11 protein-coding genes and 2 pseudogenes are annotated in these 12,893 nt (G+C 39.7%); 2 read left to right on the top strand and 11 right to left on the bottom strand.

The genetic code is table 11. The features are described 5' to 3' along the window. Window positions 1–102: 102 nt before the first annotated feature. From NSS77_RS05835 to NSS77_RS05825, 3 genes and pseudogenes are all read right to left on the bottom strand, one after another. Window positions 103–1,458 (bottom strand): annotated as a pseudogene (locus NSS77_RS05835) (transposase). A 120-nt stretch (window positions 1,459–1,578) separates the two neighbouring features. Then, entirely contained in the window at window positions 1,579–2,748 is a 1,170-nt protein-coding gene (locus NSS77_RS05830) for an ISL3 family transposase (protein WP_342470781.1), read from the bottom strand. Then, window positions 2,675–3,151 carry a transposase family protein gene (locus tag NSS77_RS05825; RefSeq protein ID WP_340714495.1) on the bottom strand — a complete coding sequence of 159 codons (477 nt, stop codon included), beginning with the start codon at window positions 3,149–3,151 and terminating at the stop codon, window positions 2,675–2,677. Before NSS77_RS05825 ends, NSS77_RS05830 begins: the two co-directional genes overlap by 74 nt. A gap of 269 nt (window positions 3,152–3,420) precedes the next feature. On the opposite strand from NSS77_RS05825, the gene NSS77_RS05820 reads away from it, so the two are divergent. Together NSS77_RS05820 and NSS77_RS05815 are read left to right on the top strand one after the other, a co-directional pair. Further along, the gene (locus tag NSS77_RS05820; protein WP_342470780.1) at window positions 3,421–3,687 is read left to right on the top strand and encodes a sigma-70 family RNA polymerase sigma factor; all 267 of its coding nucleotides are present in this window, start codon (window positions 3,421–3,423) and stop codon (window positions 3,685–3,687) included. Then, the gene (locus NSS77_RS05815; protein WP_342470779.1) at window positions 3,687–5,339 is read left to right on the top strand and encodes a YcdB/YcdC domain-containing protein; all 1,653 of its coding nucleotides are present in this window, start codon (window positions 3,687–3,689) and stop codon (window positions 5,337–5,339) included. Before NSS77_RS05820 ends, NSS77_RS05815 begins: the two co-directional genes overlap by 1 nt. Window positions 5,340–5,423: 84 nt before the next feature. Here the strand turns inward: NSS77_RS05815 and rlmH are convergent, their stop codons facing one another. The 8 genes and pseudogenes from rlmH to walK all read right to left on the bottom strand — a co-directional run bounded on the left by rlmH (window position 5,424) and on the right by walK (window position 12,893). Further along, on the bottom strand, window positions 5,424–5,903 hold the full coding sequence (gene rlmH, locus NSS77_RS05810) for a 23S rRNA (pseudouridine(1915)-N(3))-methyltransferase RlmH (RefSeq protein WP_340704718.1): 480 nt from the start codon (window positions 5,901–5,903) through the stop codon (window positions 5,424–5,426). Window positions 5,904–6,055: 152 nt separating this feature from the next. After that, on the bottom strand, window positions 6,056–6,220 hold the full coding sequence (locus tag NSS77_RS05805) for a CxxH/CxxC protein (protein WP_096549987.1): 165 nt from the start codon (window positions 6,218–6,220) through the stop codon (window positions 6,056–6,058). 165 nt (window positions 6,221–6,385) lie between these two features. Next, window positions 6,386–7,660, bottom strand: a complete 1,275-nt coding sequence (locus NSS77_RS05800) for a trypsin-like peptidase domain-containing protein (RefSeq protein WP_342470778.1) — start codon at window positions 7,658–7,660, stop codon at window positions 6,386–6,388. A 110-nt stretch (window positions 7,661–7,770) separates the two neighbouring features. Continuing rightward, window positions 7,771–7,989, bottom strand: a pseudogene (locus tag NSS77_RS05795) (hypothetical protein); the annotation flags it as partial. Between the two features lie 109 nt (window positions 7,990–8,098). Then, the gene (locus NSS77_RS05790; protein WP_342470777.1) at window positions 8,099–8,887 is read right to left on the bottom strand and encodes an MBL fold metallo-hydrolase; all 789 of its coding nucleotides are present in this window, start codon (window positions 8,885–8,887) and stop codon (window positions 8,099–8,101) included. A gap of 10 nt (window positions 8,888–8,897) precedes the next feature. Continuing rightward, the gene (yycI, locus tag NSS77_RS05785) at window positions 8,898–9,746 is read right to left on the bottom strand and encodes a two-component system regulatory protein YycI (protein ID WP_342470776.1); all 849 of its coding nucleotides are present in this window, start codon (window positions 9,744–9,746) and stop codon (window positions 8,898–8,900) included. Beyond that, a complete protein-coding gene (gene yycH, locus NSS77_RS05780) occupies window positions 9,733–11,061 on the bottom strand; it encodes a two-component system activity regulator YycH (protein ID WP_342471209.1) in 1,329 nt (442 codons plus the stop codon). The genes yycI and yycH overlap by 14 nt, the downstream gene beginning before the upstream one ends. Beyond that, window positions 11,058–12,893, bottom strand: a complete 1,836-nt coding sequence (gene walK, locus NSS77_RS05775; RefSeq protein ID WP_342470775.1) for a cell wall metabolism sensor histidine kinase WalK — start codon at window positions 12,891–12,893, stop codon at window positions 11,058–11,060. Before walK ends, yycH begins: the two co-directional genes overlap by 4 nt.

Genomic DNA, 12,893 nt, shown 5'->3' with positions numbered 1-12,893 from the left:
GTGAGAATTATGAAATTAACTCTATAAATGAATCAATTTCATAAATCATAGTTTTTCTGAAGTATAGAGTACCCCTATACTAAAAACTTTGTTTTTTTTAAATTATGCAACTTGGTTTTGTTGCTGTAATAAAGCATTGATTCGATCAACAGCTAGTTTGCAGGTATTATAAATTAACGTCACCAGATTGAAATGCATTTTTGCTTTCTTTCCTGTACGATGACGGACATTGTTTAATTGAAAGTATTCCTTTAAATAAGCGTTAACGCGTTCGACTGCTGTACGTTCTTGATAAAGCTGTTTCCATCGTTCTGTCCCACGTGCTGGATAGGTAAATTTACGGATATCTATATCACATTTGATTTTGAAAACTTTTTGGCAAAGGGTGTCTTCTCGTAATGGGCAAGTTGCACATTCCTTTGGACGTGTGAATTTTAATGTATTGTACTTAGCGTCAAAGCTGTCATATTGGTAACTATGTTCACGCACACAGGTTGGACGAAAATGTTCATCGAATCCTATATATTCTCCTTCTCGGCGAACGTTGTAAGGAATCACGACTCGCATGGACTGTGATACGGCTTGACGGTAAATAGGTTCAACATCATAACCAGCATCAAATATAGCGATTGTAAATTGACCGTTTCCTAAGTGATGAAGTTTTTTCAATAATGGAATCGCAGCTTTACAATCACTTAAATTACCTGAGGACATCAAACGAGTGATGATATATTGACTTTTCGTCGAAACAGCTAAATGTGCTTTATAACCAAACCAGAATGTATTTTTTCCTTTACTATTCTTTTTCACACCCCATTTTGGCTCAATCGGTACATCCTTCCAAAGGGTTTCTAATGGGATATCCAGCTGTTCTTTCAGTTCTTTTTCATAGGTTGATTGATTTCCTTTTTTCTCTACTTGTTCGGCTAACCAAACAGCTCGTTCAGCTTTCGTTTTACGACCACGTTTTTTAGGAGTTTTAGGTGCTTTCTTTTCTGATGGTGTGAAAGCATCACGAGCTTCAAAGTGACTCGCATCGATGGCGACATGTTCATCATTTAGAAAGCCTTCCAACATCGCTGTTTTGATGAGTGTATCGTTCATTTTATCTAGCACATCTGATTCACTAATGACTTGAATCATGCGTGAATAAGAGCTTTCAGATGGTACGACATCAGACACAAGGAATCCACAGTCGAAACGAAATAAAGGATCATGAACCAAACGTTTGACTAAATCCTTGATAGTTGGAATACGTTCGACAATACGTATAATCAGCGATTGAATCATTGCACCATAATTCAATTCACGTGGTGCACCTTTCAATGTCTTTTTAGAAAACTATTGAAATATAGGCTGAATGTCGATCACACTAAAAATGGCTTCATAACGATGGGAACTTTCCATTTCTAATAATTGATGGATGTCAAAAAGAGAAATTTGTTTTACAATAGTCATAGGGTACTCACCTCTTTCGTATGGTTTGTTTGGTTACCTACCATTATAACGAAATTTGGGGAGGTACCCATTTTTTATTGTCTTGAATCCCTTGAAAATCAAGGGGTGAGAATTATGAAATTAACTCAAATGATATAACACTCGTTTTTCAAGTAAATCCAGCTTTGCCCGGCCATACATGATTCGTTTCATCAGCTTCAATCGGTGAACATGGCCTTCCACAACTCCGTTACTGTAGGAAGTACTAAATGCCAGCTTAATCGACTGTAAATCCCTACGGAGTCGAAGTGCACAATCATATAAATGATTGTTTGGAGAAGACAATTGTTTTTCCAACCATTTGAAAAATGCCGGATAGTTCCGTTCATCAAATGCTTCTCTAAATGTTTGAACCATTTGGTGGAAAGAATGAAGGGATGGGTACATCTTAAAGGATTGTTCAAGAAGTTGCAGTTCCTTTTCTAAAAGTCTAGATTTTCGTTTCCAAACATATGAAATCATTTGCCGTCTGGAAATTCGAACGGAAGATTCCTTAATCCCCTGCCGTTTTCTTTCTTTTCGTATGCTTTCGACTGCAACGCGGACACCTGAAAGTGTCCCCGTATATCCATATTTACGAAGTTGCTCATCAATTTCACGGATGGTCTTGCCCTCTTGTTCGAGTTGCTGAATGTATTGCTCAAAACCATCGGTTTGCCGTTTTCGCTTTCTTTTTACTTGAACCGGCATCTCGGTTATGTTGAGATATTTTGAAATGGTTCGGGGATCCATATGAAATTCTCTGGCCAACTCCACTTTTTTCTTTCCTTTTTTGTATTCCTGTTGAATGCTTTTGATCATCATCCATTTCTTTTCGGCTCTTTCTTTTTGTCTCCTTTGCAGTTTGGTTTCATGCGGAAAGGTTTGTTGGTCCGTTTCTTCTTTTTCCAACGTGATGACGGAAGGAAGAATCGAGGTGAGGCAAGCATCGATCTGCTTCTTTACCGCCCGGACAAAATGCCATCGGTCATATACTTGCAAAATACTTTGCGAAGCGTTCTGAATCCCTTTCCGAAAAGCCTGATAGCCATCACGACTGACAACTTGGATGTTTTGATGATTTTTTAGCCATTCTGATATGGTTTCCGGATAACGTTCCGGAAGTAATGCAACAGGCTTGTGCGTGCTCAGATCACAAATGATCGTGCCATAGCTGTGTCCTTTCCGAAAAGCAAAGTCATCGATTCCGATAAAAGGGGGACACCTCTTGATGAATCTCCGTTTTCCGAATAAGGGAGAGCAATACGTCATGGCTGACAGGGAGGGACAGGGCTTTCGCTACTTTTTCGCCATTGAGGCAGCTGGTGGAAAACGCGATTTTACGTAATACTTCTTCGGACCGTAAAGTTCGGCGTCCATTTTTGGAAATCCAATCATACCGTTCAGTAAAAATTTTTTGGGTGCAATTGGGTTGGTCGCAAAACCATTTTCTTGTGATAAGCAGGATGGAAACAGCTTTTCCGGCAATCGGCAAATCTTGAATCATGCGTGTATATCGGCTGTGTGGACGTGTGGAAGGCACTTGGCAATGAGGACAAGGGCAGGATTCATGAGTGCTTCGAACAATAAAGGTAATGGAGGATGGTTCTTCTTGAATATCCAGAACTTCTAGGAAAGGATCCGGTGAAGACCAATGGATTTGACGATTCATCATTCATCACACCTTTTCTTTTATTATACTATAAAAGTAAAATTATAGGCCTTCACCAAAATTGCGTAAGAGCCATTTTCTACTTGCCAAAAACAAAATGCTATGTTATTAGTAAATCTACCAACGGAGCATAACATTGATGTTAACATTCGTAGCATAAAGATGAAAAAAATCCCTTACTTAGTTTCGTGCAACTTTCTAAAACATACTTATTTTCTTTAGTGAAACCTTTTGACCTTAAATATGACTCTAACTATATAGGAGGTGGCTAAATGGAACAATTGGTAAGAGCAGCAATTGAAGGACATCAAGAAGCATTTGAACAACTCATAAAAACTGAAAAGTCCAAGCTTTTCGCAAAAGCTTACTCTTATGTAGGCACCAAAGAAGACGCAGCAGACATTGTACAAGAAACATTGCTACAGGCTTATAAATCGATTCATCAATTAAAAGAACCAAAATATTTCTCTACGTGGCTATTTAAAATTTTGTTACGACAATGTTTTGCTTTCCTCCGTAAAAAAAGAAAACACTCATAGTGGAAACCAATCTTCAGCAACAACTCATAGAGCATGACGAATCCACTACATATGAATTTGTCCATGAAGCACTATCCATGCTTCGAAAGGATTATCAAACCGTACTTATCTTATTTTATTTTTATGATTTTACCATACAAGAAATTGCGAATTTCTTAGATAAGCCAATCAATACCATAAAAATCCATCTACATCGCAGTCGCATCCAAGTGAAAAAGCTCCTAGAACAGCAAATGAACAAATCAATCCATGAGACAGAGGTGATCCATTTGTTAAAAGATCAACTAGCAAAATTGGCATTACATTTTGTGTCCATTCCTCAAGACCACCAATTGCTTGTAGAAGATTATTCAAATAATCAAGCGACCTTTATGTGGTCAACAGATGATTTAGACAACGGAATTCAAGTGACACTTGATCAAAACGGAAAATTAATCGAGTTAACTAGACCGCCTTCAACGAATGGGCCACTTGTATCAATAGAGAAACGGCAAACAATGGCAGAACAATTTTTAGCATCCCAATACCCCGAAGCACTTGATTATTTAACTTTGTCTAGGATGATTGATAAGGAAGAACAAACTACTTTTTTGTATAAACAATATGTAGGAGGCTATCCTCTCGAAAGCTATACGACAAAAATGGTCGTTTCAAAATACGGTGAAATCATTGACTTTAAATACGGTGGCTACACAAAATCACCACCGACATCCCCAGCCCAGCTTGCTAATAAAGAAGTTATTTTGCAACAAGTTTATGAAGCCCCTTGGAAGCTATCTGTGAAGTATTTATTAAGCGACCTTTATTCCGTTCCAAAATCCGGTTTGTACCCGATTTATGAAAGTCCGATTGTATATCAGACTTTTAATGCTGTAAATGGAGAGACTACTTTTGAACATGAACCGGAAGAGCCAGAGACATTCATTCCTTTTCCAAAAGTAGGGGTATTGGAAAAGCGTAAAACGATTGAGGAAATCATTGGTGTATCTGATGATATGATAAAGTTGCGAGAAACGGAAATAGATGAAAATACAATTGGTATTGTATGGAGAGTAAAAGATTGGCAAGCTCCAAAAGATAAAACAATCGAAAGCTTCCTTCTTGAACGTATGGAAGATACGGTAAAGGCAACTATTGATAAACATTCGGGAAAGTTAAAGGAATTCATATGGTTTAAAGAGCGTACTGGGGGGCTTAATCTTTCCTTTGAAGCTTGCCGTGACATTGCTTGTGCCTTTATTGCCACCTATTTTGAAGAGTATATTCCTTATTTACAGTTACAAAGCAAGAAACCATCCTTTAATAGAGCTAATTGCGCATTTTTCAATTTTCCACTCCACGTAGCTCCAGGCTTGCCAATCGAAGGAGAACGTTTTTACGTTGGGGTAAACAAAACGACCGGATTCATCGATCTCTTATGGTCTCCTCATATTGACTTAGAGCTTCTTCAATCTTATGAAGCTTCAACGATTCAACCATTCGAAAAAATAATGCCTGTTTTAAAAGGAGTCGATGCCTTTTTACAATGGTCCAGTAACTATGAGGAAAAGGAGGAGGAAATATTAACATACAAACTCGGTCACTTCGAAACAAAGCAACCGATTGTGGGAATCGATGCAGCGACAGGACAATTGATTGTGAGGAAAATTTAAAAATTATCTAAACGGAATAGTCAAAATAAAAACTACCTAGAATGTACATTCAACACTTCTAGGTAGTTTTATTCAAAACCGCACTTACTTATGGTACGGTTCCCCCTTCATAATCCGGAAACCGCGGTAAATTTGCTCTAGCAAGATGAGCCGCATGAGTTGATGGGGAAAGGTCATGCGGCCGAAGCTGATTTTTTCATTTGCCCGATTTAATACATCTTTATGTAAACCGAGGGAGCCGCCGATGACAAAGGCGATTTTGCTTGTACCATAGGTCATCAGTTTTTCCAAGCCTTCTGCAAATTCTTCGGATGTTTTCATTTTTCCTTCGATAGCAAGGGCGTACACATATGTACCATCTGGAATTTTAGATAAAATCCTTTCTCCTTCCTTCTTTTTCACCAACTCCATTTCCGCCTCGCTCAATTCTTCAGGCGCTTTTTCATCCGGCACTTCGATCAGTTCGATTTTTGCATAACCGGAAAGGCGCTTCACATACTCATCCATACCCATTTTTAAATATTTTTCTTTTAACTTTCCGACTGAAATAATTGAAATATTCATCTTCTCACCTTTAACTTGATTCACTCCAATTGTTTAACAAATCATATAATTTAGAAATTCACAGCCAATCCACATTGGATTTTTATTTATAAACAAGTTATCCACAAAAGTTTTACACATATCCACAACCAAAATCTATATTTTGTGTAAAGTTATTTTCTTGATACAATATATTTCGCTTCGTTTTCACAGTAATCGCACTTTGTGGATAATTGTTGTTCCTCATCCACTTTCTCTAATATCGGATATTCTTTTGTTTCAGCAACCATCATGTCCAATGCATGATTTACGTGCGTTTCACAGCAAAATTTTTTCATTTCCAATCCCTCCTTCTTGATTCATTTTTCCACAAAGTTATTCACATTTTTCTTATTTTATCCACAAAACATTGTAACAAACAAAAAAAGAGTAGGAAATAATGGATTTTTTCATTCCTACTCTTTTGTGAATAAATCATGTGGATAAGTGGGATTTATCCACAATTATAGTTGACTGCCCTCGGTTAATTTCACTTGAAGTTCCATCATTTTTCCTTGGCGGTAGACTTTCACTTTCATGGTATCCCCGATTTTTGTATCATTATATAGATGTTGCCGCAAGTCAATGGAGTTTTCGATTGTTTTTCCATCCATCTCCACAATGACATCGTATTTCTCCATACCCCCCTTATCAGCTGGAGAACCTGGTACCACTTCCGTCACAACGACACCTGTTGTCACATCATCAGGCAATCTCAAAGTTTGTTTTTGATAGTAGGCTGGCACTTCCGTCAAATCCAACAAACCGATTCCCATTGTCGGCCGTTTGACTTCACCATTTCGCTCAAGTTCTTCGATAATCGGAATCACTGTATTGATTGGGATGGCAAATCCTAAACCTTCCACAGTGGACTCCGCAATTTTCATTGAGTTGATGCCCACCAATTCACCGGAGATGTTGACCAAGGCGCCTCCACTGTTACCAGGGTTGATGGCAGCGTCTGTTTGCAATACTTCCGTTTCCCAATCTTCATAACCATCCCCATTCAAATCAACAGGAACAGATCGATCTTTACCGGAAATGACACCGGTCGTCACGGAACCATAGAAATCTAATCCCAAAGGATTGCCAATGGCGATGACCGTTTCCCCTTGTTTTAAGACATCAGAGTCGCCGAACTGCGCAACAGTGTCGACGTTTTTACTTGGGATGGTCACAACCGCCAAGTCTGTCCAAATATCGCTTCCCACTAATTCCGCATTTTCTTTCGTTCCATCAGGTAACGTCACTTCCAATTGTTTGGCGTTTTCCACCACATGGTAGTTGGTAACTATATAGGCTTTGCCTCCATCCACTTTATAGATGACCCCTGAACCGCTGCCGGCCTCCGTTTCCTGTGATTGGCGCGTCCAGAAGTTTGACACTTCCTGAATGTTTGTAATTCCCACAACGGCTTTGGACACTTTTTCAACGGCTTTCGTTACATCCGTTGTCACTTCCGTTGCCGTTTGTGTAATTTTCGGCGTATTTTCCGTCCGATTATTTGCGATGCTGCCTGAATCATCTTCCAAAGAAGGGATCATAAGTAGCCAAACCAGCAGGGCGCCCACAATGACCCCAAAAAATCCGACGAAGAAATAACCGAATGCTCCCCGATTTTTGTTCTTTTGCCGACTTTTCTTTTCCTCTTCTTCTCTTCTTAATTGTTCTTGTAAAGGAGAGTACGATGAAAAATCCTTATCCGATTTATTCTGATCATCATTTTGATAAAAACTCATAATCCTTCTCCTTTCATTCTCTCATCGTCAATATGATACATCTAATTCAATAAAATTACATGAATGCGCACCTAAAAATTTCAAATCTTCATTCATTAAGGTCCTAACACTCAAATTTTAACAATTATTCTTGATAAACAAAAAAGGAGGCTGGGACAAAAGATAAAAAACACCATTTTCTCACGGGAGAAAAATGGTGTTTTTTTGATAATTGAAGAAAATTGATTTCCGTTCCGGGGACGCTTTCCGCGGGCCCGGCTCGAGCCTCCTCGGAGCTCAAACCTTCGCTCCTGCGGGGTCTCGAGACTCGGGCTGTTCCCGCAGGAGTCGCCCCGTCACTCCAATCTATTTTCTGTGATATCAATTTTTTACAAAAATTTTTTTTTGCAGCTCGTTCACTTTATTAGTTATGTCCCAGCCTCCTGATCATCAAAATTTTTATACCGGCACAAGCAATGTCGGTTCTTCCGCATCCGTATCATGCAAATGCAAAAATTCCCCTTCTTTGATGCCATAAGAGGCCAATACTTGCTTGACGGTCATACGGGCAAGTTCCTTCATATTGTTTTCCTTGCTTAAATGGGATAAATAGACGTGGGTAGGTTTCTCTTCAACCACTTCGCTGATGGCGACTCCTGCATCTTCGTTGGAAACATGTCCGACATCGCTTAATATTCGGCGCTTGATGGACCAAGGGTATTTCCCCATTTGGAGCATGCCCACGTCATGATTGCTTTCGAAAACGAATGCATCGGCGCCGCGGATGATTCCTTTCATCCGGTCGCTTACATAGCCTGTATCCGTGATGATGGCCAGCTTCCTTCCGTTTTCATGGAATACATAAAACATCGGATCGATCGCATCATGGGATACGGCAAAGGATTCAATATCCAAAGAGCCGAATGATTTTACCGATTCCATGTTAAACAGAAAACGTTGATCCACCGGAATATTTCCTACATGTTCATCCAATGCTTTCCATGTTTTTTCGTTTGCATAGATTGGCAGTTTATATTTCCTTGCAATGACACCGAGCCCTTTTATATGGTCGCTATGTTCATGGGTCACTAAAATGCCTGAGAGTTTGCCCATTTCGCGGCCGATTTTGGCAAAGAGCTGCTCCATCTTTTTCCCGCTCAATCCGACATCCACCAAAAAGGCATGTTCATCTGTTTCCACATAGATGGCATTTCCGGTACTGCCGCTCGCTAACACACTAAACCGCATATTGTACACCCTATTCTTCTTCTATTTCTTTCAATTGTTCCAGTTCATCTGTTTCATCTACATCTACCGTCAAATCAGATTGTACATCAATGATTTTTCCGTCTACAGCATTGACGAAATATTCCTCTTCTGTTCCAGTAGCCGTCACAACCCTTACTTTCCATGTAGGCACAAACACTTGGGTTTGCGTCAGCTGTACGAGGGTTGAATAGCCAAGTTTGATTTCGGCAATCCGGGAATTTGGTTTTAGCAAGTCCCGCGCATATAAAATTTGAATAACTTGATATGGAGGGAGAAGGGTTTCTTCTTCCTCGAATTCTTCGAAATTGCTTAGCATCGTCTGTTCATATTTCGTCACTTCCAAATCTTCATTCCAATAAATTTTTACGATGCCGTGAATGTTATAATAGATGGTTTTGTCATCGAAATTTTGAAAGAAAATCGCCGTCCGTTCTTCCTCGTTTATTTTCCACACCGAATATGCGGAGCCTTTATATACGTTATTTCTGATGAACTCATTGAAACTCGATTTTTCTTTAATATTCCGAAGTTTCACCGGTTCCTTCAAGGTCACGATCAGTTTGTTGTCATTTTCTACTGTCATTTGTTGATAGTTTTTCAGTTGAATGTTTTCCTCGTTGAAATCCGTCACCTTTGCTGAAATATAAGGGGCACTTTCAACCGTCGGAAGCAAATTAAACGTAATGTGATCATCTTTTAATCTCGCTTCAATGGTTTTGCCACCGGAAACTTTCACTTGTTGGGCTTCGATATGACGGTTCAAATAGAGGGAGAAAAGGAAAACATCCAAGATGAAGAACACGATAATGAATATGGTTTTGGATTTACTCCAGTCCATTCTTTCCCCCTCCTGTCGCTTCCGGCGCAATGCGTTTCCAGCTGTCTTGACTTAACGCAAACCAACCAGGTTCCAACGTAAATAATAGATTATTGTCATTTTGTTTTAAATAGTATCCAAGAATGATATCATCCACTTCATTCAACTGGAGTTGTTTTGATTTTTCAAGAACATCGACGGCCGAGAGCCCTGGCGATACTTTCCGTTGGGATTTTTCAGAGTTTATATCCAAATCCAGCAGAAAATACGGTCTTTTATATCTGAATAATTGATTTTCCCCCCACGTCGTTGTAATCCTTGTTGTGGTATCTGTGCTGAAAACAGGGAAACCTTGCTTGTACAATTGATATTCGACAATATGTTTCTGTTCATTGATGGAAGTTAATCGGTAATCCCCGGTAAAACCTCCGTGCTCATTTACAAATTCAAAACTGTCGAGCAGTAAGCGGGAAGCCGGCAATTCCGCCATGCTTTCAGTAGATGGGTTCACGTAATTCAGATATCGATTTTTTACATCCACCGTCATTAACGTCATACCATCTGTATATTTTAACAATTCTTGACTCTCAACGTTTTTCCGGACAATCGCCGGGTCATAGAACAATATATCCCTGAAAGTATCCGGATGTATTTCATCAATATAGTACGTATATTGTACCAATTCAATTTCATCTTTCGGCACATATAATGAAAGTCCATTGGAACGCTCCACTTCCTGATAAGCGACCAATCCTTCCAACGCTTGTAAAACCGTCGATTGAAAATATACTTCGTTCATTTTGATTTCTGTGCTATATAAAGTCCGATGGGTTCCGCTCAAAAAATAAACCGTCAGCACCTTTTCCGAATCGACTTTGCTCCAATCCATGATCAGTTTGTTGAACGTCAATTCCGGCAAATCATCCTGGGAAAAAGGAACAATGGAGTGGAATACCTTGATTGGCACTTCTTCGGAAAAGAAGAACGTAATGCGTTGATCCATCCGAATAAAATCATTCATTTTTTTAATGGACATATTATTTTGAACCGGAATAAGTTCGGAACCTTTCCAGTTTGGCAGAATGTCCATCAAATCATTGATGGCTGTTGAACCAATCGTTCCTTTCCATTCACCTCGATCCCTGACCAATATCCGGTAAGGTTTGATGACCTCCTGAAGATTCTTTTTCTTTCCAACCATCAACTGATCCACTTGCGATGATTCTTCAATTACCTGGAGGCTTGGTGTATAGGTCCAAATGGAAAACGTTAAAACAATGCTTAATAGGACAAGGAAAAGAAGAACAATGGATTTGATTTGCTCGATATACTTCATTCCCAATCACCAGCCCCATCTATTTCATACGGTAAAGTGAAGAATATCGTTGTACCTACTCCCTCTTCACTTTCAGCCCAAATTGTTCCGTTGTGGGCTTTAATCATTTCTTTGGCAATCGCAAGTCCCAGTCCGGTTCCGCCCATCGCCCGGGATCGGGCTTTATCTACACGGTAGAATCGGTCAAAGATTTTACCCAGATTTTCCTTTGGTATTCCCATTCCATCATCGGAAATCATCACTTTCAACATATTCCCTTGAACGGTGAAGCCAAATCGAATGTTGCCGCCGTCAGGGGAGTATTTGATGGCATTCGAAATGATATTATCGATGACTTGTGTCAACTTGTCAGTATCAATTTCCACAAAATAAGGCGTTTCCGGTATATAGCGAATGAATTTCACATTTTGGGATTTTGACATCTCAAACCGGTCAATAATCCGATGGAAGAAACTATTAAATTCAACGACTTCCTTATTCAATTGATAGTCCTTTGAATCCATTTTGGATAGACTCAGCAAATCGTTCACAAGGCGAATCATCCGCTCCGTTTCCGTCTGTACTACATTGATAAAATGAGGAGCAATGTTTTCGTCCTGCCAAGAACCATCCGCAAGAGCTTCCAAATAACTTCTCATGGTTGTCAAAGGCGTCCGCAGTTCATGGGAAACATTCGCTACGAATTCACGGCGTTCCATCTCGATTTTTTCCTGCTCTGTAATATCGTGCAATACCGTAATCAAACCGTTCACAAAACCGGTTTCTTTTTGGATCACAGAGAAGCTCGCCCTCAAAATAAGCGGTGATTCTTCTGTGCTGATATCCAAATTGATTGGTTCTTTCATATGAATCAAATCTTCGAAACTGTAGTTATCTTCAATTCCCAGAACAGAGGCAATCGGTCGGTTTAACGTATCCTCCCTGGTCACTTTTAAAAAGTTTAACGCAGGATCATTGATCAAAATGATTTTCCCTTTGCGGTCTGTAGCGATTACCCCATCCGTCATATTGGCCAAGACGGAAGCCAATTTTCTTCGCTCCGCTTCCGTTGAAGATTGGGCTTCCTGCAAGCGATTCGTTAAGTGGTTGAACGCAATCGCCAATTGACCAATTTCGTCATCGCCGTACACTCGCACTTTTCTTGAAAAGTTTCCTCTGGACATCGCTTGCGCTTGCTTACGCATATCCAAAATGGGTCTGGTGATTGTTCTTGCAATCAGAATACCCAGGATGACCGTGATGACCAAGGAAATGGCTGTACCAACAGCGAATATGCGGTTAATGTCATTCATTTGGTCATATACTTTTTCAATGTTGGACTCTATATAAATTGCACCGATCACTTCGCTGTTCGGATCAACGGTACTTAAAATGGGCGTTGCAATGACCCAAACCCTTGTATTCGTTTCCGGATCCAAAGCAATTTCCTCTTGGTCCGTTTCAGAAGAAATGACTTTCTTTACAATATCATCATTGGAACGCTGCCCGATAATGGCCTGGTTTTCCGAATCGGAAGTGGCGATTACCCGATTGCGCCGATCGATGACCCGAATCTCATTGATATCGCCTGTTGCAAATTCCCGCAAAGCGGCATTCAAACTTTGTTCCAAAGTAGGTGTTGTTTCATCCCGTTCCTTTGTCAACTCTTCGCGGATACTGTATTCAATTAAATCGATTCGTTGAAGAACGGAATCTTCAAAGTTGGACTTTAAGCTGTCTTCCAACTTATTGGAGAAATAGATTCCGATAATTTGCAATGCGATAATAATAAGCAGTACGTAAATTAATACAAGCTTTACATGAATCGAACGGAAAAAACTGACTTTCTGCAT

Origin of the sequence: Ureibacillus sp. FSL K6-3587 (genome assembly GCF_038593165.1) — a bacterium.
Classification (GTDB): domain Bacteria; phylum Bacillota; class Bacilli; order Bacillales_A; family Planococcaceae; genus Ureibacillus; species Ureibacillus suwonensis.
Note: the sequence above shows the minus strand (reverse complement) of the source record. Positions and strands in the feature narration are given on the sequence as shown.